The 20,127-nt window shown below is 71.1% G+C and carries 19 protein-coding genes; 6 read left to right on the forward strand and 13 right to left on the reverse strand.

The window, feature by feature from the left end; translation table 11 throughout:
• Window positions 1-93: 93 nt before the first annotated feature.
• Window positions 94-372 carry a helix-turn-helix domain-containing protein gene (locus tag O2L52_RS22470; RefSeq protein WP_270118372.1) on the reverse strand — a complete coding sequence of 93 codons (279 nt, stop codon included), beginning with the start codon at window positions 370-372 and terminating at the stop codon, window positions 94-96.
• 262 nt (window positions 373-634) lie between these two features.
• Here O2L52_RS22470 and O2L52_RS22475 point away from each other — a divergent pair, with 262 nt between their 5' ends.
• From O2L52_RS22475 to O2L52_RS22490, 4 genes are all read left to right on the forward strand, one after another.
• Window positions 635-1,462 carry an ABC transporter ATP-binding protein gene (locus tag O2L52_RS22475; protein ID WP_270118374.1) on the forward strand — a complete coding sequence of 276 codons (828 nt, stop codon included), beginning with the start codon at window positions 635-637 and terminating at the stop codon, window positions 1,460-1,462.
• Between the two features lie 180 nt (window positions 1,463-1,642).
• Window positions 1,643-2,638 (forward strand): ABC transporter substrate-binding protein, encoded by a 996-nt coding sequence (locus tag O2L52_RS22480; protein ID WP_270118376.1) that lies wholly within the window; start codon window positions 1,643-1,645, stop codon window positions 2,636-2,638.
• 5 nt (window positions 2,639-2,643) lie between these two features.
• The gene (locus O2L52_RS22485; RefSeq protein ID WP_270118433.1) at window positions 2,644-4,728 is read left to right on the forward strand and encodes an iron ABC transporter permease; all 2,085 of its coding nucleotides are present in this window, start codon (window positions 2,644-2,646) and stop codon (window positions 4,726-4,728) included.
• A 131-nt stretch (window positions 4,729-4,859) separates the two neighbouring features.
• Window positions 4,860-6,128, forward strand: a complete 1,269-nt coding sequence (locus O2L52_RS22490; RefSeq protein WP_270118377.1) for a phytase — start codon at window positions 4,860-4,862, stop codon at window positions 6,126-6,128.
• Window positions 6,129-6,249: 121 nt separating this feature from the next.
• Here the strand turns inward: O2L52_RS22490 and O2L52_RS22495 are convergent, their stop codons facing one another.
• From O2L52_RS22495 to iolC, 9 genes are all read right to left on the reverse strand, one after another.
• Window positions 6,250-7,287, reverse strand: coding sequence for a TRM11 family SAM-dependent methyltransferase (locus O2L52_RS22495; protein WP_270118378.1), 1,038 nt, complete (start codon window positions 7,285-7,287; stop codon window positions 6,250-6,252).
• 122 nt (window positions 7,288-7,409) lie between these two features.
• The gene (locus O2L52_RS22500) at window positions 7,410-8,888 is read right to left on the reverse strand and encodes a family 43 glycosylhydrolase (RefSeq protein ID WP_270118380.1); all 1,479 of its coding nucleotides are present in this window, start codon (window positions 8,886-8,888) and stop codon (window positions 7,410-7,412) included.
• 134 nt (window positions 8,889-9,022) lie between these two features.
• Window positions 9,023-10,030 (reverse strand): Gfo/Idh/MocA family protein, encoded by a 1,008-nt coding sequence (locus tag O2L52_RS22505; protein ID WP_270118381.1) that lies wholly within the window; start codon window positions 10,028-10,030, stop codon window positions 9,023-9,025.
• Window positions 10,031-10,059: 29 nt separating this feature from the next.
• A complete protein-coding gene (locus O2L52_RS22510) occupies window positions 10,060-10,983 on the reverse strand; it encodes a TIM barrel protein (protein ID WP_270118382.1) in 924 nt (307 codons plus the stop codon).
• A gap of 21 nt (window positions 10,984-11,004) precedes the next feature.
• Window positions 11,005-12,501 carry a CoA-acylating methylmalonate-semialdehyde dehydrogenase gene (locus tag O2L52_RS22515; protein WP_270118383.1) on the reverse strand — a complete coding sequence of 499 codons (1,497 nt, stop codon included), beginning with the start codon at window positions 12,499-12,501 and terminating at the stop codon, window positions 11,005-11,007.
• Between the two features lie 11 nt (window positions 12,502-12,512).
• Entirely contained in the window at window positions 12,513-14,411 is a 1,899-nt protein-coding gene (iolD, locus tag O2L52_RS22520; RefSeq protein WP_270118385.1) for a 3D-(3,5/4)-trihydroxycyclohexane-1,2-dione acylhydrolase (decyclizing), read from the reverse strand.
• Complete coding sequence (gene iolB, locus O2L52_RS22525) at window positions 14,401-15,282, reverse strand: 5-deoxy-glucuronate isomerase (protein ID WP_270118387.1); 882 nt, start codon at window positions 15,280-15,282, stop codon at window positions 14,401-14,403. The genes iolD and iolB overlap by 11 nt, the downstream gene beginning before the upstream one ends.
• Complete coding sequence (locus O2L52_RS22530) at window positions 15,279-16,151, reverse strand: Cgl0159 family (beta/alpha)8-fold protein (RefSeq protein ID WP_270118388.1); 873 nt, start codon at window positions 16,149-16,151, stop codon at window positions 15,279-15,281. Before O2L52_RS22530 ends, iolB begins: the two co-directional genes overlap by 4 nt.
• Window positions 16,141-17,130 (reverse strand): 5-dehydro-2-deoxygluconokinase, encoded by a 990-nt coding sequence (gene iolC / locus O2L52_RS22535; protein WP_270118389.1) that lies wholly within the window; start codon window positions 17,128-17,130, stop codon window positions 16,141-16,143. The genes O2L52_RS22530 and iolC overlap by 11 nt, the downstream gene beginning before the upstream one ends.
• Window positions 17,131-17,361: 231 nt before the next feature.
• Here iolC and O2L52_RS22540 point away from each other — a divergent pair, with 231 nt between their 5' ends.
• Entirely contained in the window at window positions 17,362-18,339 is a 978-nt protein-coding gene (locus tag O2L52_RS22540; protein ID WP_344471248.1) for a LacI family DNA-binding transcriptional regulator, read from the forward strand.
• 11 nt (window positions 18,340-18,350) lie between these two features.
• On the opposite strand, the gene O2L52_RS22545 is transcribed toward O2L52_RS22540, so the two are convergent.
• Genes O2L52_RS22545 through O2L52_RS22555 form a run of 3 tightly spaced genes read right to left on the reverse strand, consistent with a single transcriptional unit; the run spans window position 18,351 to window position 19,242 of the window.
• Entirely contained in the window at window positions 18,351-18,509 is a 159-nt protein-coding gene (locus O2L52_RS22545; RefSeq protein WP_270118391.1) for a hypothetical protein, read from the reverse strand.
• A 14-nt stretch (window positions 18,510-18,523) separates the two neighbouring features.
• The gene (locus O2L52_RS22550; RefSeq protein WP_270118392.1) at window positions 18,524-18,826 is read right to left on the reverse strand and encodes an SHOCT domain-containing protein; all 303 of its coding nucleotides are present in this window, start codon (window positions 18,824-18,826) and stop codon (window positions 18,524-18,526) included.
• An 11-nt stretch (window positions 18,827-18,837) separates the two neighbouring features.
• Window positions 18,838-19,242 carry a DUF6325 family protein gene (locus O2L52_RS22555; protein WP_270118393.1) on the reverse strand — a complete coding sequence of 135 codons (405 nt, stop codon included), beginning with the start codon at window positions 19,240-19,242 and terminating at the stop codon, window positions 18,838-18,840.
• A 192-nt stretch (window positions 19,243-19,434) separates the two neighbouring features.
• Here O2L52_RS22555 and O2L52_RS22560 point away from each other — a divergent pair, with 192 nt between their 5' ends.
• Window positions 19,435-19,821, forward strand: coding sequence for a DUF7144 family membrane protein (locus tag O2L52_RS22560; RefSeq protein WP_270118395.1), 387 nt, complete (start codon window positions 19,435-19,437; stop codon window positions 19,819-19,821).
• Window positions 19,822-20,127: the final 306 nt, after the last annotated feature.

Here is a 20,127-nt window from a genome sequence, read left to right on the forward strand (position 1 = left end):
ACCTCCCCCCCACGCCAACGCCCACTACGCGGGGGGGCGGGGGGGGGGCGCCCCCCCCCCCCCCCCGGGGGCGGCGCCGCCGTCGCACGTTCGCTAGTCGATCAGGATCCGGTCGCGCTCGGCCAGCGGGTCGGGCGCGCCGAGCAGTTCGAGCAGCCGCAGGACCGGGACCCGGTAGCTGTGGCCGATCCGAAGGACCTGGACGGGGAACTGCCCGTCCTTCGCCAGCCGGTACGCGACCGTCCTGCCGATCCCGAGGATCTGCGCGGCCGTCTCGACATTCGTCATCACGCCGAGCGACTTGACTCGCTCGACGGTCCAGATCTCGTCGATGACGACACTCGAAGGCCCCACCTTCGCATTCGGTGTCATGTTGGTCCTCTCTGGCGAGCCGAGCCGACACGGGGTGCATCGGCCGGGTGACGCCTAGGACCAGTCGACCCCACCCGGCACTGCCAAGTCCATAGCGCCGCGCCGGAATTCACTCTTACGCGTGGTATCCGATTCCTCACTTGATGAGGATCGTTTGGGCGCGAATGGGACTCAGTGCCCATAACGCACACGATCCGAGGCATCGTCACATCACCGGGCCGCCGAGATGCGCCGCCGCGCGGGATAGGTTAGCCTTGCCTACATGCCAGACGGCCCCACTGACCCCGGCTTGAACGGGCGCGCCCTCCGCCTCGCCTACTACGGCGAGACCGTCGTGCACGACGCCGACATCGCCCTTCGCGGCGGCCGGGTCACGGCCCTCCTGGGCCCCAACGGATCCGGCAAGTCCACCCTCCTGCGCTCCCTCGCCCGCCTCCACAAGGCCGAGGCCGGCGGCGTCGAGTTCACCGACGGCACCGACGCGGCCGCGCTGAGCCCCAAGGACTTCGCCCGGCGCGTCTCCCTCCTCGCCCAGTCCCGGCCCGTCCCCGGCGGCATCCGCGTCGTCGACGTCGTCGGCTACGGCCGCCACCCCCACCGCGGCCGCTGGCGCCAGGGCGACGACGAGGGCCCCGCGAAGATCCAGCGCGCCATGGAGATCTGCGGCGTCGCCGAGATGGCCGAGAAGGGCGTCGAAGCGCTCTCCGGCGGCGAGCGCCAGCGCGTCTGGTTCGCCTCCTGCCTCGCCCAGGACACCGCCGTGCTCCTCCTCGACGAGCCCACCAACCACCTCGACCTGCGCTACCAGGTCGAGATCCTCGACCTCGTGCGCGACCTCGCCGACGAGCACGGCACGGCCGTCGGCATCGTCCTGCACGACCTCGACCAGGCCGCCGCGGTCGCCGACCACGTGGTCCTCCTCCACGACGGCCGCGTCAAGGCCGCCGGCACCCCATCGGAGGTCCTCACCGCCGAGAACCTCACCGCCGCATACGGCATCGACATCCGCGTCGACGCCGACCCCGCGACCGGCCTGCTCAGGGCCCGGCCCATCGGCCGGCACAGCCGCAGGCTCGTCAGGGGGTGTTGAAGCATCCATGGCGAGTCGGTATCCGAGTCCGTTCGTTCGCTCGCAAGGCGGAAGGGCCTTTGCATACCGGTGTTGTATGCAAAGGCCCTGACAACGCAGCGAGCGGGCGAACGGGCCGTATAACGGCCGTCAGGGATGCTTCAACACCCCCTAACACCACCACCGATTAGAAGGAACCCGATGCGAATCCCCCACCTCAAGCGCTCCGCCGTGCCCGCGGCACTGGCCGCCGCCGCGCTCTTCGCCGCCTCCGCGTGCGGCACCACCGAGGAAGGCGCCGGCGACGAGGCGACCGAGGCCGGCTCCGGCCCCGTCTCGGTCACCGACTTCCTCGGCCGCACCGTCGAGCTCGACGCTCCCGCGGAGAAAGTGGTGACGCTCGAATGGGCCGAGACCGAGATCGCCGCGAGCCTCGGCGTCATGCCGGTCGGCGCGGCCGACCTCGAGGGATACAACACCTGGGTGGGCGCCTCTGAGCCCATGGACGAGTCGGTCGTCGACGTGGGCACCCGGCAGGAGCCGTCCGTCGACGCGATCGCGGGCCTGAGTCCCGACCTGATCATCATGGAAGCCGACGACGAGAAGCTCATCCCGAACATCGAGGAGTTCGCTCCCGTCCTGGTCGTCGAGGGCTCCAACGAGACTGACAACCTCGCGCGGATGAAGCGCGACGTCGACATGGTCGCGGAGCTCACCGGCAAGACCGCTGAGGCCGAGGCGCTCTGGACCGAGTTCGAGGGCAAGATCGAGGCGACCACGGCCGCCATCGAGGCCGCGGGCACCGGCGACGTCCCCTACCTGTACGCCGACGGCTGGGTCGAGGGCGACGCGATCTCCATCCGCCCCTTCGCGGCCGGCTCGCTCGTGGGCTCGCTCGGCACCGCCGTGGGCCTGGAGAACGCCTGGACCGGCGAGACCGACGGCGCGTGGGGCCTGGGCGGCACCGACGTCGAGGGCATGGCCCAGTTCACCGACACCGAGTTGAAGTTCGTCTACAACAACTCGTACAACGACGACATCTTCAACGAGAAGCTCGTCGGCAACCCGATCTGGGACGACCTGAAGTTCGTCAAGGACGGCAGCATGTACGAACTGCCGCACAGCATCTGGACCTTCGGCGGCCCCCGCTCCTCGGGCGCGATCCTCGACTACTTCGCCGAGGTCTACGCCAGTTGAGCACCGTGCGTCCGCCGGTGCGGCGCGAGGTGGCGGGCCCTTCGGGCCCGCGCCTCCTCCCGATCGCGGCGGTCTTCACCGCCGCGGTCGGGTCGCTCATCGCACTGGCGGCCCTCCATCTCACCCAAGGCACGTCCACTGTGGATGCCGGGGATCTGCTGCGCTTGCTCACCGGCAGCGCCGACCCGGCCGTGTGGAACGTCCTCGAAGGCGCGCGCCTGCCCCGGCTGACCGGCGCGGTGCTCACCGGGATCGCGCTCGGTGCCTCTGGCGTGCTGCTGCAGTCGGTGGCGCGCAACCCTCTCGCGAGCCCTGACACGCTCGCGGTGAACGCGGGCGCGCACCTGGCCGTGACCGCCGTGGCCGCGTTCGGGCTCACGCTCCCGCTGCTCTCGGGGATCGGCGTGGCGTTCACCGGCGCGCTGCTGACCGCGGGCCTGGTGCTCGCGCTCTCGGCGGGCGGCGGCGAGGCCGCCACGACCCGCCTGATCCTCGCCGGGTCCGCGACCGCGATGGCCGCGAACTCCCTCGTCACACTGCTGGTGCTCTTGTTCCAGGAGGAGACCACGGGCCTGTTCGCCTGGGGCTCGGGCAATCTCAACCTCGCCGGGTTCGGCACCATCGTGCAGGCCGCGCCGCTCGTCCTCATCGCGGTCGCCGTGGCGGTGATCGCCGCACCGCGCCTGGACCTGCTGCGCCTGGGCGACGACACCGCCTCCAGCCTCGGCGTCCACGTGCGCCGCACCCGCCTCATCGCCGTCGTCTGCTCGCTGATGCTCGCCGCGTGCGCGGTCACGGTGGCCGGTCCGATCGGCTTCGTGGGCCTCGCGGCACCCGTGATCGCCCGCCAGATCGCCGTGCGGGTGCCGGTGCTGCTCGCCCACCGGGTGCTGATCCCGTTCAGCGCCTTGTGCGGTGCGCTCGTCATCGTCGGCGCCGACCTCGCCGTGCGCGCGGTCCTCGGCGCCGAGAAGAGCATCGAAGTGCCTGTGGGCGTGGCGACCACGCTCCTCGGCGCGGCCGTCATGGTGTGGCTGGCCCGCTCGGTCGCCGGCGGCGGATCCGAGGACCGGCCCGCGATCCTGCACGGCGCCGCGAACCGCAGCCGCCGCGGCTTCACGCTCATCTGGATCGGACTCGCCGCCACCGCGGTCGCGGCCCTGATTGGCGGCATGCTCGCCGGGGACACGATGCTGCTGGGCGGCGACCTCGTCAACTGGGTGGCCGGGACCACGGGCGATTCGTACACGTGGATCATCGACCAGCGCTACCCGCGCGTCCTCGCCGCGATCCTCGCCGGCGCCGCGCTCGCGTGCGCCGGGGCGGTCACGCAGGGCATCCTGCGCAACCCGCTCGCCGAACCCGGACTCCTCGGCGTCACCGCCGGCGCGGGCGTCGCCGCGGTCGCCCTCATCACGTGGATGCCGGCGGCCGGCGCCTGGACCGTCACCGGCGTTGCGGCCGTAGGCGGACTCGGCGCCTTCGCGCTCGTCTACGCCCTCGCCTGGCGGGGCGGGCTCGACACGTCGCGCCTGGTCCTCATCGGCATCGGCGTGTGGTCGTTCGGCATGGCCGCGATCACCATCATGATCCTGGCCTCGGACCCGTGGAACATCCCGAAGGCGATGACCTGGCTCTCGGGAACCACGTACGGGCGCACGGCCGAGCAGCTGATCCCGCTCGCCGCCGCCCTCGTCGCGGTGCTGCCGCTGATCCTCGCCCACCGCAGGGAGATCGACCTCCTCGCCCTCGACGACGACACGCCGCGCGTGCTCGGCGTCCGCCTCGAACGGACCCGCCTGCTCCTCCTGGGCGCCGCCGCGCTCCTCACCGCGGCAGCGGTGGCCGTGGTCGGCGTGATCGGCTTCGTCGGCCTGGTCGCCCCGCACCTCGCGCGGGCCCTGGTGGGCAGCAGGCACACCCGCGTCCTGCCGGTCTCGATCCTCATCGGCGTGCTGCTGGTGAGCCTCTCGGACACCGTGGGCCGCACGGTGATCGCCCCCGCCCAGATCCCCGCGGGCCTGGTCTGCGCCCTCATCGGCACGCCGTACTTCATCTGGCTCCTGTGGCGCACCCGCACCCGGACGTGAAGTAGGCGCACCGCGAGACACGACGGCCCGCCGGGCGGGAATTCGCCCGGCGGGTCGAGCGGCGTTCACCCGGGATTCACGGGGAGGCCCCAGCATCGAGTCGACAACGCCACCCGACTCGAGGAGCCTCCTTGCTTTCCCGCCTGCTCACCCTCACCGCCTGCGGCACGGCCGCCGTACTGGTGTGCGCCGCTTCGGCGCAGGCCCACCCCCGCAGCGACGACGAAGTGACCGCCGAGCTCGAGACCCCCGCGCTCTGGGCGGACGACGACGCCGACGCCGACGACCCCGCGATCTGGGTCGACCCGGACGACCGCGAGGACAGCCTCGTCATCACCACCGCCAAAGAGGCCGGCCTCTACGTCTACGACCTCGACGGCGAGGAGGTCCAGCACGTCGCGCCCGAGCCCGCCCCCGGCGAGGACGACGCGCCCGGCCGCTACAACAACGTCGACCTGGTGCACGGCTTCGCACTCGGCGGCGACGAGGTCGACCTCGCGGTGGCCTCCGACCGCGGCATGGACGACCTCGGGATCTTCGCCATCGACGATGGCGAGCTCGAAGAGGTCACCGACCCCGACGCGGGCTGGATCTTCAGCGCATCGCAGGACGAGGTCAACGGCGAGCACACCGCGTACGGCCTCACCACCTGGCAGGACTCCACGGGCGCTTACGCCCTCGTCAGCCGCAACTCCGAGACCGAAGTGGCCCTGCTGAAGCTCGTCGCGAACGGCGACACCGTGGGCTGGGAGAAGATCCGCACCCTCGCCCTCCCCGCCGAGTTCGCGATGCCCGACGGCTCGACCTGGACCACCTGCGACGACCCCGGCCAGTACGCGCAGGTCGAAGGCATGGTCGTCGACGAGGCGAGCGGGACCGCCTACCTCGGCCAGGAGCTCGTCGGCATCTGGAAGGTCAGCGCCGACCTCACCGGCGAGCCCGAGCTCGTCGACACCGCCGTCGAGTTCGGCCTGCCCGGCGCCTACAACGCCGAGACCGACGAATGCGAATACGGCGAGAACCCCGGCTTCGGCGGCGACGTCCTCCGCACCGACATCGAGGGCCTCACCATCTACTCGACCGGCCGCGGCAAGGGCTACCTGCTCGCCTCCAGCCAGGGCGACGACACGTTCGCCGTCTACTCCCTCACCGACGGGAACCGGTACCTCGGCTCCTTCGCCATCGGTGACGGCGACGTCGACTCGACCCAGCACAGCGACGGCGCGGACGTCGTGAACGTCAGCCTCCCCGGCTTCGACGGCGGCCTCCTCGTCGTCCAGGACGGCGACAACACCCCTGAGGGCAGCGACGAGTCCAGCACCAACTTCAAATTCCTCGAATGGGAGGACGTGGCCGAGGACAGCGGCCTCGGCCTCGCCAAGGCCCGCGGACGCCGCTAGGCTGCCGCACTCGCGCCGCCGGGGCCCCAGGACCCGGCGGCGCTGCCGCGGTCACCGGGGGTGCCGCGGCGGGCGGAGGCGGCTCCGCCCGTTCCACGCCGCCATGCCAAGTCGCGGCCGCCTACTTCGGCTTGCGAGCCACGACCAGATCACGATTGATGGCCTGGTCGACGCGGTGCTCGAAGTCGAGGAACGGTGCCGCGTCCATGACCTCCAGGCCCGCGTCCTCAAGGATCGCAACGAGATCCGTGCGGGCGGTCGTGTAGAGGTTCCATGAGAGGCCGAGCGCCCCGCCCCGGCGCAGCAGGTCCGCCCAGACCGGGACCGCCGCCTCCAGGACCTCGGTCGGCTTGCGGGTGAGCGCCCGCGTGTCCTTCACCGCCGCGTGCTGCACGCCGTACGGCGCGTCGGTCACGATGAGATCGAAAGCGCCCTTGCGGAAGACCTCGCCGCTGCGCAGCGTGTCCGCGTTGACGATCTCCACCACCTGCAGGTCCCCCGCGCGGTGCCGCTCCTTCGTCGCCGCGAACTCGACCCGGGTGCGCTGCCCGACCCCGCGGCCCTCGCGCTTCACCCGGCTCTGGACCGCGTGGTGCTTGAGCCGCTTGTCCTTCAGCCAGCGCTGCACGAACGCGCTGTACGCCTCGAAGTCGCGCTTGTCGACCTCCACACCGAACGCGTCCCAGCCGTACATCGCGGCCTGGTTCAAGGTGGTGCCGCGCCCGCACATCGGGTCGAGCACCGTGACGTCGCCGGACAGGAGGCGGTCCGGGTCCAGGGCGACCGCGGCGGTCACGTTGAGCAGCAGCTTCGTGAACTGCTCGTTGGTCTTGCCCACGTATTTGAGGATGGTGATCAGGTCGTCGTCGTACCGGTCGAGCCGCTCGACCGCGATCGGCTCGAGCATCGCCCCGCGCACCGCGAACAGCGCGTACAGGGATGAGAGGTTCGCGAGCAGCCGCAGGTCGCGCGCGCTCAGCGAGTCTGAGCGGAACGTGAGGTACGGGACGCCGCCGAACGCCGCCTCCTCCACGTCCACGACCCGGCCGTCGAGCGCGCGGGCGCTGAAGACCCGGATCTCGTTCGCCGCCATCCGGGCGGCGGTGCGCGCGTAGACGCGGTTGGCGGAGGGCGATATCAACATCGCGTACTGCTGCATCGACTTGCAAACCTTCAAGGACCATCGGACACGTGAAAGGCCCCGGCCTGCCGGCCGGGGCCTTGACTAGCGCGACCTTAGCAAACGCCGCCGGGCGGCGCAGCGAGGCCGAGGATCCGAGGTCAGCTCCCGTTCAAGACGGGCCAACCTGCGGAGTTCCACTGGATCTGCTCGATGTCGAGCGCGAAGCCGCCGTTCGTCCCGTACGAGTGGTACGCGATGAACCCGCGGTGCAGGGACTGGCCGCCCGCGGCGACGTTGGTGCCGTAGGCGCCGAGGAGCACGGTCCCGCCGCCGTTGCGCATGTCGACGCCGGCGGCGTCGACGAACGGGCCGGTCGGCGAGGTCGAGCGGCCCACGGTGATCTTGTAGGTCGAGTTCGCCCCGGCGCAGCAGGTGCCGATCGAGGTGAACAGGTAGTAGTAGCCGTCGTGCTGCATCATCGCGGGGCCCTCGATGCCGCCGCTCTTGGTGGCGAGGCGGATCGGGGTCGCGCCGGCCTTGACCTTGCCCGAGGGCCAGTCGAGTTCGACGATGTGGATGCCCTGCCACCAGGAGCCGAAGACCATCCAGTGCCGCCCGGAGGCGTCGACGAGGATGCTCGGATCGATCGCGTTGTAGGCGCTGCCCTCGTAGGACTGGATCACCGCGCCGCGGTCGGTCCAGCCGTAGCCGGAGGCCGAGGGGTCGAGGGTCGGGCTCGTGGCGACGCCGATCGCGGAGCGCTGGGAGCCGAACGTCGAGGCGGAGTAGTAGACGTAGTAGAGGCCTTGGACGGCGTCGTAGTGGATCTCGGGCGCCCAGAGGTTGTCGACGCCGGGGATCTGCTGCGTCGTCCACGCGGGCTTGGCGTTCCACATGGTGCCGATGTTCTGCCAGGTCTGGCCGCCGTTGGTGGAGCGGAAGATCGGGGGCGTGCCGCCGCCGAAGCGGCCGTCGCCGGTGGCGTAGGCGAACCAGGGCTGCCCGGTGCACCCGGCCCACAAGGCGGGGTCGTGGGCGCCGAGGGTGCCGCCGATGCTCGGCGGCTGGGTCGGGCCGCTCGCGCAGTCGGTCTGGCCGGGGTTGCCGGTGCCGAGGGCGGTGAGGGACCACTGCTGGTTGGTGCCGCCGGTGGCGGTGTACTGGGAGATGCGGCCGCCCGCGGCGGTCGACCACTCCCACACGTCGAGCGCCTTGCCCGACAGGCGGTTCACGAAGGTGGCGTAGCCGCCGGACTCGGTGACGCGCCACTGCTGGTCGGTGGCGTTGGCGTCGGTCTCCTGGACGACGTTCGCGCCGTCGGCGGTGCTCTGGTTCTGCAGGCCGAGGACTTTGCCGCTGTGCCGGGATTGAACGCGGTAGTAGCCCCCTCCGGCGTCGATGAGCCGGAACCGCTGGTTCGTGGCGTCGTTGCGGTTCCACTGGATGAGTCCGGCGTTCTCGGCGGTGGAGGCGCCGTTGATGTCGAGGACGAGGCCGGAGTGGCGGCTGGTGAGGACGTAGTCCGCGTTGGTGTCGATGGCGGCGTGCGAAGCGGTCGGCGCGAGGAACGCGAGGCCCGTCGCGGCGATGACGGCTGCGGCGAGCCCGGCGATCCAGGTGATGCGCCGTTGCCGCACTTGGGAAGTGTGCATGTACGAACCGATCTCTAGATAGTGAGGAATAGAGATTTGTCGATGTTATCGTACACATACATCGTTGTACAAGCAATCCCCGCAAACCGGGGACGGCGCTCGCCGCCCCCGGCGCCGGCCTACGCGTAGAAGTCGGGCTTTTCAGGCAGCTCGATCGGCACGATCTCGCCCGAGTGCAGCGAGCGCACGGCCGCTTCGACAACCACCGTGGCGGCGAAGCCGTCCCATGAGGACGGACCGGTCGGCTCCTCCCCCGCGAGGAGGTGGTCGACCCAGTCCTGGAGCTCGACGTCGAAGGCGTCCGCGAACCGGTCGCCGAACTCCTGCAGCACCTCGGTGCTCGCCTTGGCGCCCTTGCGGACCACCGGCGCGGCCGGGTCGGGCAGGCGCACCGCGCCGTCCTCGCCCACGATCTCGCACTGGATGTCGTAGCCGTACTGGCAGTTCACGAACGCCTCGACGTCGACGCGGGCGCCGGAAGCGGTCTCGAACAGGAAGATCTGCGGGTCCTGCAGGTGCGGGAACCGCTTCGACGTCTTGCGCGGCAGGACGGTCTGCACGGTGGCGAACTCCTCGCCGAGCAGCCACCGCATCGCGTCGACCTCGTGCACCGCGGTGTCCTTGGCGGCCATCTCGGTCGTGTAGGCCTCGCGCACGTTCGGGTTGCGGTGCACGCAGTGCGCCATCAGGGGCTCGCCGATCCCGCCCGCGTCGAGGATGCGCTTCATCTGCCGGTAGCCGGCGTCGTAGCGGCGCATGAACCCGACCTGCACGAGGCGGCGCCCGGCGGCCTGCTCGGCCTTGAGGATCCGCAGGCCGTCGGCGGTCTCGGTGATGAGCGGCTTCTCGCAGAACACCGGCTTCCCGGCCGCGATGCAGGCGAGCACCTGCTCGGCGTGGGCCGGGCCCCACGAGGCCACGACCACCGCCTCGACCTCCGGGTCGGTGATCAGCCGCTCGGCCGTGTCGACCACGCGCGCACCGACCTGGGCCGCGGCCTTCGCCGCCGACTCGGGGTCGATGTCCGAGACCGCGACGACCCGCGCCCCGGCCACGATGTGCGCGAGCCGGTGGACGTGCTGCTCGCCGATCCAGCCGGTGCCGATCAGGCCGATGCCGATGCTCATGGTGTTCCGTCCTCACTCATTCGAACTGCTCAGGACTGCTGGCGGCCGGCGCCGAGGCCGCAGCCGCCCAGGTACTTTCGGGTGCGCACCGCGATCGGGAAGGGGACGTCCGGCTCGCACGGGTACAGGTCCTGCTCGACGATCACGAACAGCTCTGCATCCAGAGTGGACAGCTCGGCGACGATGTCCGCCGGGTTCGGCACGCCCGCGGGCGGCTCGACGCACACCCCGCGCTTGACGGCCTCGCCGAAGCCCAGCCCCTCGTCGCGAACCTGCCGCAGGATCTCGGGGTCCATCTGCTTGATGTGCACATAGCCGATCCGCTCACCGTAGCGGCGGATCAAGTCCACATTGTCACCGCCGCCGTACGCGACGTGACCCGTGTCCAGGCACAGCGACACGAAGTCCGAGTCGGTCCCGTCCAGGAACGTCTCGATCTGCGGCTGCGTCATGATCTGGCAGTCCGCGTGCGGGTGCAGCGCGATCGTGACGCCGTGCTCCTCGAACATCTGCTTCCCGAGCCGGTTCGCCGTGGCGTGCACCGTGGCCCACTGCGCGGCGTCCCACTCGGTCACGTCGTTGACCGCGTCGGTCTTCTCGTCGCGGAACAGCGGCGGGATGAGCACCACGTGCTTCGCGCCCTGCGAGGCGGTCAGCTTCGCGACCTTCCCGACGATGTCTAGCGTCTCGTCGAACCGCTCGGGCCGGTGCAGGTTCCCGAACACGGTGCCGCCGGAGACCTTGAGTCCGCGCGCGCCGAGCTCGTCGGCCAGCACCGCCGGGTCGGTCGGCAGGTACCCGTACGGGCCGAGCTCGAGCCATTCGTAGCCGGCGCCCGCCAGCTCGTCCAGGAACCGCTCGTACGGCAGCTGCCGCTCGTCCTCGGGGAACCACACGCCCCACGAGTCGGGGGCCGAGCCGAGCCTGAGGTTCGGCGCTTGCGTTCCAGGCATGTGACGTGCTCCTTCGCGGGGTCAGCTGGAGGTCGGGAAGTTGAGCTGCGCGGCCTGCGACTCGGTGTGCCTGGGCCAGCGCGAGGTCACGACCTTGGCGCGGGTGTAGAACCGCACGCCCTCGTGGCCGTGGATGTGGCTGGAGCCGAACAGGGAGTCCTTCCAGCCGCCGAACGAGTAGTGCGCGGTCGGTACCGGGATCGGGACGTTCACGCCGACCATGCCGACGTTGACGTCGCGTTCGAAGGTGCGCACCGCGCCGCCGTCGAAGGTGAAGATCGCCGTGCCGTTGCCGTACGGGTTGGCGTTGATGAGGTCGATCGCGGCTTCGAGGGTGTCGACGCGGACGACGGCGAGGAGCGGCCCGAAGACCTCGTCGCGGTAGACGTCCATGTCGGGGGTGACGCGGTCGAGGACGCTGGGGCCGACGAAGAACCCGCCGAGGTGCCCTTCGACGCGCAGGCCGCGGCCGTCGACCACCGGCTCGGCGCCTTGGGCGACACCGGATTCGAGGTAGGCGTGCACGCGGTCGCAGGAGGCCTGGGTGACGACCGGGCCCATCTCGGCCTCAGGGTCGTCCCCGGCGCCGACGACGATCGCTTCGGCCTTCTCCTTGAGGAGGCCCACGAGTTCGTCGGCGGCGTCGCCCACGGCGACCGCGACGGAGATGGCCATGCAGCGCTGCCCGGCCGAGCCGAACGCGGCGGCGGTGAGCTGCGAGGCGGCCCAGTCCATGTTGGCGTCGGGCATGACGACGGCGTGGTTCTTCGCGCCGCCGAGGGCCTGCACCCGCTTCCCGCGCTGCTGGCCGCGTTCGTGGATGTATTTGGCGATGGGGGTGGAGCCGACGAAGGAGACGGCGGCGACGTCCTCGTGGTCCAGGAGCGCGTCGACGGCGGTCTTGTCGCCGTTGACGACGTTGAACACGCCGTCGGGCAGCCCGGCGTCGGCGTAGAGCTGCGCGATGAGCAGGCTCGCGGAGGGATCGCGCTCGCTGGGCTTGAGGACGAACGTGTTGCCGGTGGCGATCGCGATGGGGTGCATCCACATCGGGACCATCACCGGGAAGTTGAACGGGGTGATGCCCGCGCAGACGCCGATGGGCTGGCGGAAGTCGTAGGAGTCGACGCCGCGCGAGACGTCGTTCGAGAAGCCGCCTTTGAGCGCGGAGGTGATGCCGCACGCGAACTCGATGACCTCGCGGCCGCGCACGATCTCGCCGCGGGCGTCGTCGACGACCTTGCCGTGCTCGGCGGCGACGAGCTTCGCGAGCTCGAGTTCGTGGCGCTCGACGAGGTCGCGGAGGCGGAACATCACGCGGGAGCGGTTGGACAGCGACTGCTGCCCCCAGGAGGCGAACGCGGCCTTCGCGGACTGCACGGCGGCGTCCACATCGGATTCGGTGGCGAGGCGCACCTGCGCCTGGACCTCGCCGGTGGCGGGGTTCCACACGGGCGCGAGGCGGTCCGACCCTCCGGCGGTCGGCTTGCCGCCGATCCAGTGCTCGATGATCTGCATTGCGGTGGTCCTTAGAGGTAGTGGCGCTGGCCGCGCTTGTGCGCGGTGTAGGCGGCTCGGGCGGCTTCGGTGGAGTCGAGGGCGGACACTTCGCTCACGGGCACGTCCCACCAGGCCGAGCCGGGCGGGTTGGGACCGTAGAGGTCGGTCTCGACGTGGACGACCGTGGTGCGGGAGTTGGCCTTGGCCTTGATGATCGCTTCGCGGAAGCCGGCCACGGTGTCGGCCAGGATGACCTCCGCGCCGAAACTGGCGGCGTTCGCAGCCAGGTCGACGGGGAGCACGTCGCCGTCGAGCAGGCCCGAGTCCTCGTCCCGGTACCGGTACTTGGTGCCGAAGCGCTGGGAGCCGAGGGACTCGGAGAGCGCGCCGATCGAGGCGAAGCCGTGGTTCTGGACGATCACGATGATGACCTTCAGGCCTTCGGAGACCATCGTGGCGATCTCGGAGGCCAGCATCAGATAGGAGCCGTCGCCGACGAGGACGATCACTTCGCGTTCGGGCGCGGCCAGTTTCGTGCCGACCCCGGCGGCGATCTCGTAGCCCATGCAAGAGAACGCGTACTCGACGTTGTAGGCCTTCGGATCCCGTGCGCGCCAGAGCATCTGCAGGTCGCCGGGCATCGAGCCGGCGGCGTTGATCACCACGTCCGCGTCGTCGAGGGCCTCGTTGAGCGCCCCCAGGATCTCGGTCTGCGCGGGCAGCGGACCGTGGCCCAGGTCGAAGCACGCGTCCGCTTCGGCCCGCCACTCGTCGGCGAGCCGCACCGTCTCGGCGCGGTACTCGTCGGGGACGCTCCAGCCCTCGAGGGCCTTCGCGAGCGCGGCCAGGCCGGTCTTGGCGTCGGCGAGCAGCATCTCGGCGGCGTGCTTCGCGGCGTCGAGGCGGGCCACATTGAGGTTCGCGAAGGTGACGTCGGGGTCGCCGAACACGGTGTGCGAGGCGGTCGTGAAGTCGGAGTAGCGGGTCCCGATGCCGAGCACCACATCTGCTTCCGCCGCAAGGGCGTTCGCGGCGGTCGTGCCGGTGGAGCCGACGCCGCCCACGGCCTGCGGGTGGTCCCACGGGACGGCGCCCTTCCCGGCGTGCGTGTCCGCCACGGGAATCCCGGTGGCCTCGGCGAACGCCCGCAGCTCAGCCTCCGCCTCGCTGTAGACGACGCCGCCGCCGGCGACGATGAGCGGCCGCTCGGCGCTGCGCAAGAGCGCCGCGACCCTCTGCACCGCAGCGGGTTCGGGCTCGGTGCGGCCGATGCGCCACACGCGCCTGCGGAAGAACTCGACCGGCCAGTCGAAGGCCTCGGCCTGCACGTCCTGCGGGAGGCACAAAGTCACGGCGCCGGCCTCGACCGGGTCGGTGAGCACCCGCATCGCCGCCAGCGCGGCCGGAATCAACTGCTCCGGCCGCGAGACGCGGTCAAAGTACTTGGAGACGGGCCGGAACGCGTCGTTCACGGAGACGTCCCCGGCGCGGGTGTCCTCGAGCTGCTGCAGCACGGGGTCGGGCGCCCGGGAGGCGAACATGTCGGAGGGCAGGAGCAGCACCGGGAGCCGGTTGGTGGTGGCCAGCGCGGCGCCGGTGATCATGTTCGTCGATCCCGGCCCGGTCGAGGCCGTGCACGCGAAGGTCTGGAGCCGGTTCTTCATCTTGGCGTAGGCAGCGGCGGCGTGGACCATCGCCTGCTCGTTGCGGGCCAGGTAGTACGGCAGGTCGGCTTCACCAGTGCGGGTCGCCTGGAGGAGCGCCTGGCCGAGCCCGGCCACGTTGCCGTGGCCGAAGATCCCCCACACGCCCGGGATGAGGCGCTGCTCGCTCCCGTCGCGCTCGGAGTACTGGGCGGCGAGGAACCGGACCAGGGCTTGGGCGGTCGTGAGGCGCACAGTGTTGACGGGCACGGGTTTACTGGGCATCGTCGCCCTCCTTCTCCACGGCAGAGGACAGCGGCAGGCGGGGATCGAGATCCTCAGGCGCCCAAGTGGACCGGACCCAGGCGTGGGCCGGGTCGTCGGAGATGAGCCAGGCGCGGTCCTCGCCGGGACCGGCCATCACGTTGAGGTAGTAGAGGTCGTAGCCGGGGGCGGCGGCACTGGGCCCGTGCCAGCCGTGCGGGATCACGACGACATCGCCGCTGCGGACCGCCTCGCTGACCTCGATCGGCCGTTCAGGAGTGCCGTAGACGCGCTGCCAGGCAATGCCGTCCTGGTCGGAGACCTCGAAGTAGTAGATCTCCTCGAGTTCGGCTTCCCCGTCCTTCGCCTCGTCGTGCTTATGGGGCGGGTAGGAGGACCAGTTGCCGCCGGGGGTGATGACCTCGCAGGCGATGAGCTTGTCCGCCTCGAACGTCTCAGGCGTGCAGAAGTTGTTGACCTGGCGCGAGGCCTGGCCGGAACCGCGCAGCTCGACCGGCACGTCCTCGGCGGGGCCGTACCGGGCAGTCAGGCGACGCTCGCATCTGGCGGAGGGCAGGGCGAACCGGCCGCCGCTCGCGCTGGCGACCGTGACCTCGGCATCCCTTGGGACGTAGACGAAGTCGGTCACCCGGCTGAAGACATTCCGGCGGCCCTGGACCTCGAAGACCTCGCCGTCGCAGGTCACCGTGCAGCCCCCGGAGAGCGGCAGCACAAGCGTTTCGGCGTCGCCCGTGGCGAAGGTCGCGGTGCCGCCAGGTTGCAGCGCCAGCACTTTCAGGCCCGAGTACGTCCAACCGGCAGTTGCCGGGGTGACGACGGTGTCGTAGTCGCCGTCCGCTGTGGACCCGGCCGGTAGGTGATAGGTGTTCACAGGAGGCTCACCACCGCTTCGACGGCTCCGGCCACGTCGCCGTCGGCCGGGTAGAGGAGCGAGCGCCCCACGGTCAAACCGACCACATTGGGCAGTTCGAGGGACCGGCCCCAGCTCTCGCGCTGCGCGGCGAGGTCGGCGACCTCGCCGCCGAGCACGACCATCGGCAGCGTGGAGGCGGCGGCAACGCGCGCCATGTCCGGTGCGGTGGGCAGCTTCAGCCAGGTGTAGGCCGAGGTCGAGCCGAGCCCGGAGGCGATCGCGACCGAGGTGACGACCGCTTCCGTCGACAGGTCGTTCACGACCTTGCCGCCTTCGCGGCGGGAGATGAACGGCTCGACCATCGCGATGAGGCCTTGAGCGGCGAGCGCGTCGACCGCGCGTGCGGTCGCTTCGAGGGTGGGGGCGGTGCGGTCGTCGCCGTAGTCGATGCGGGTGAGCATCTTGCCGCCGTCGAAGCCCATGCGGGCGATGGCGTCCGCGTCAATGCCCGTGAACCGGTCGTCGATCTCGAACGCTGCCCCGGCGAGGCCGCCGCGGTTCATCGACCCGAAGACGGTCTTGCCGTCGAGGGCGCCGAGCAGCAGCAGGTCGTCGAGGATGTCGGCGGTGGCGAGCACCCCGTTGCAGCCGGGGTTCTCCAGCGCGGTGGTCAGGCGGTCGAGGAGGTCGCCGCGGTCGGCCATGGCCAGCGGGTCGCCGCCGGTGGCGAGGGCGCCGCGCGCGGGGTGGTCGGCGGCGATGACGAAGCACTTGCCGGAGGGCCCGACGGGCCCCGTGGCGCGCGGACGGGCCTCGGCGGCCTTGCGGATCGCGCCCGGGTCGGTGAGCCGGGTCCGGGCCAGTTCGGCGAGCTGGTCACGCCGCATCGCTTGCCTCCTGCAGTTTCCGCTCGACTTCGGCCTGGGTCGGCATGGCGTCGGAGCACGCGAGCGCGCCCGCGACGAGCGCGCCGGCCGCGTTGGCGAAGCGCATGATCCGCTCGGTGCCCCACCCGGCGAGCAGGCCGTGGACGAGGGCGCCGCCGAAGGCGTCGCCGGCGCCGAGGCCGTTGACCACCTGCACGGGCGCGGGCGGCACTTCCACCTGCCCGCTGTCGTCGAGGGCGAGCACGCCTTTCGGACCCTGCTTCACGACGGCGAGCGAGACGCCCGCCGCGCGGAGCGCCTGGGCGGCTTCGGCGGGCGTGTCATGGGCGCCTACGGCCACTTCGCACTCCTCGCGGTTGCCGACCGCGACGGTGACGTGCGGCAAGGCCAGTTTCACCCAGTCGCGGGCGGCCTGGGGCGAGTCCCAGAACATCGGCCGGTAGTCCAGGTCGAGCACGGTGATGCCGCCCTTGCCTTCCTGCTGCAGGTCCTCCATGAATCGGCTCCGCGCTTCGAGGGCCGCGAGCGTCGCCGAACGCGAGGGCTCCTGGCAGAGGCCGGTCACGGTCACCCAGAAGACCGAGGCGTTCCTGATGGCGTCAAGGTCCAGTTCCTCAGCATGAATATCCAGGTCAGGGGCCTTCGGCAGCCGGTAGAAGTAGAGGGGGAAGTCGTCGGGGGGAAAGATCTCGCAGAACGTGACGGGCGTCGGCAACTCAGGAGAGGTCCCGACGAGCGAGTCGTCCACGCCGTACCCCTGGAGCGCCTTGCGCACGAACTTCCCGAACGGGTCGGCGCCGGTCTTGGTGATCACGGCGGCCTTGCGCCCGTAGCGCGCGGCCGCCACCGCCACGTTCGTGGGGCTGCCGCCCAGGAACTTCGCGAAGGACGCGACGTCCTCGAGGCCGACGCCGGTCTGCTGCGGGTAGAGGTCGACCCCCACCCGGCCCATCGTGACGACGTCGTGCGTCGCGGCCACGGCCACACCTCCCTCTGGAATCTGGAGCGCTCCACTGTCGCGCGTTACTGTCGCGCGACAGTGATTTGGAATATACTCACTCCCGGGCCCGCGCGTCAAGCCGCCCGGCAGGACGGAAATAAACTCGGGTCACCGGCCGCGCGCCCACCGAGGCCAGGAGAGGATGAGGCGTTGGACGAAACGCTCGAGCCCCAGCAGGAGGCCCGCCAGGGCTCCCCGCAACGCGCCACCATGGCCGACGTCGCCAAGCGCGCGGGCGTCTCCCGCACGCTCGTGTCCCTCGTCCTGCGCGACCGCCCCGGCGCGGGCGCTGCGACACGGGAGCGGGTCCTCAAGGCCGCCGACGAGCTCGGCTACCGGCCCGACAGCGCCGCCCAGATGCTCGCCCGGGGCCGCAGCCGCACCCTCGGCGTCCTCATGAACCTCGAGCAGCCCTTCCATGCCGAAGTCGTCAAGGCCATCTACCCGGCCGCCGCGCAGCTCGGCTACGACGTGCTCCTCTCGGCCGTCGCGCCCGGACGCGACGAGCACCTGGCCACCGGCGCGCTCCTCGGCCACCGCTGCGAAGCGCTCGTGCTCCTCGTCTCCGACCCCGAATCGCACGCCACCGAACGGCTCGGCGGCACCGTCCCCACCGTCGTCGTCGGCCGCCAGGCGACCACGCCCGGCGTCGACAGCGTCCACACCGCTGAGGCCAAAGGCGTGCGCCAAGCCGTCGACCACCTCGTCGACCTCGGGCACCGCCGCATCGTGCACATCGACGGCGGCAAGGGCCCCGGCTCGGCCGACCGCCGCAGCGCCTACCGCGCCGCGATGCGCCGCCACCGCCTCGCCGACGAGATCCGCGTGCTCCCCGGCGCCCAGGACGAGGACGCCGGCATCGCGGCAGGCATGCTGCTCCTGAGCGAGGACGCCCTCCCCACGGCGGTCCTGGCCGCGAACGACCGCTGCGCGATCGGCCTCATGCACGCCCTGCGCAGCGGTGGCGTGGACGTCCCGGGCGAGGTCTCGATCGTCGGCTACGACGACGGCAACCTCTCGCACCTGTCCCACATCAACCTCACCACGGTCCGCCAGGACGCCGCCGGCATCGCCGGGCACGCCGTGCGCAACGCGGTGGAGCGCTTGGAGAACGGGACCCTCCCGGGCCGGGAGACCGTCTGCGACGCCCAGCTCGTCGTCCGCGCGACCACGGCCCCGCCGCGCTGAGCCCGAAAGCCTCAAGAGCGCCCGGGGCCGGGCAGGGCCGGGTCGATCAGTGCGAACACGAGCGCGACGGCCACCAAGGTGGGTCCGTCGCGCATCGGGCCGTCGCCGCTGACGTCGACCCCGTCGAGCATGAGGGCGACCGGCGCGAGCGCCGCCGCGGTCAAGCGCATGGCCGCCTCGCCGTTCAGGCCAGCAGCTTCGCTTTGGCGGCGGCGAACTCGTCGTCGTTGAGCACGCCGGAGGCGTGCAGCTGCCCGAGCTGGTTCAGCTTGGCGATCACGTCGTCGCCCCCGGACGCGCCAGGTGCCGCCGGAGCGGCCGCGGGAGCGGCCTGCTGCTCGCGGTAGGCCTCCGCGTCGGCCTGGGTCTGCGCGCGGCCGTCGGCGGCGCGGTTCATGGAGCGGTTGACCGCGCCCGCGGTGCCGGCGATGACGGCGGTGCGGGCCATGGTGCCGAGCAGGCCCGGCCTTCCAACACGTCGGATCATGGCGGTGCCTCCTAGTTCTCGGCGAGTTCGGCTACGGCGGCGGCGGGAACGCGTTCCCAGTCGAGCAGGCGCCCGCCCACGCCGCGGAGGGCGTCGGCGAGCTTCGCGGCCCAGGAGTGCTGGAACACGAGCATGCCGATCGCCGTGTCGGGCTGCAGCTCTTCGGCGATGGCCTCGGCGTCCTCGGCGCTCAGGTATCCGGCGGGCTCGCCCACGAGCGAGGCGAGCCGGTCGTCCACCGTGGAGGCCTCGAGCCACTCGATGGAGCCGTCCGCATTGCGGCTGACCAGCAGCGCGTCCAGGACCTCGATGGTGCCTTCGGCGGAGAGCCGTTCGAGCTCGGTGAGGACCCTGCCGTCGAACCTGTTGCCCGAGAACTCGACCAGCACCAGGTCGACGGGTGCCTTGCCTGCCATGCGTGCCTCCCATTGCGGAGCCCGTGCCGCTCCTCCAACGGCACGCTACCGCCCGCGCCGCCCCGCAGTGCCCGATTTCCGCGAACGGGCGCAGGCGGGCCCGCCACCCTCCAGGCGGGACATTCGGCGAGTCGGGCACGCCCGATGCCGCGCGGGTCCATGATCGGTACGGACACGCGGATCGGGGGAGCCATGACGACCACTACAGCGTTCAAACCGGGACGCCTCATCTTTCCGGCGCTCATGCTGGTCGTGGGCGGAGGATGGCAGGCGTTCACCGGGATCGCGGCGATCTCGCACGGCGGGTACTTCGTCGCGCCGGCCGGTTACGCCTTCGAGCTCAACATCGCGGCCTGGGGCTGGGTGCACCTCATCGTCGGCGTCTTCGCAATGGCCGTGGGCATCGCCCTCTTCAGCGGCCGCCCCGCCGTCCGCCTGCTGGCCCTGATCCTGGCGTCGGCGTCGCTCATCGCCAACTTCCTGTGGCTCCCGATCGAGCCGGGCTGGTCGATAGCCGTCATCGGCCTCGACGTCATCGTCATCTGGGCCCTCGCGACCGCAGGCGGCGACCGGGCCTGAATGGGCACCCCATTCACCCGAATACACATGCGCGAATACAACCGAAGACAAAGAAAAACCCGGCTCCCTCTTTCGAGGAAACCGGGTTTTTCATCCAGTAGCGGGAGGCGGATTTGAACCACCGACCTCCAGGTTATGAGCCCGGCCCTGTCGTATTTGCGAAGGCCCTGGGCACCAGCGAGATTCCAGAATAACTTCCATCCTGACCTGCGGATACATGCCTCGAGAACGTACCGAGGAGTCTCCGCGGGCACCGCTCGATCGCGGTTCATCTGAGCAACGAACCAGCAACGAGAACAGGATGGA

The organism is Glycomyces algeriensis (genome assembly GCF_027622855.1).
Classification (GTDB): Bacteria; Actinomycetota; Actinomycetes; order Mycobacteriales; family Micromonosporaceae; genus Glycomyces; species Glycomyces algeriensis.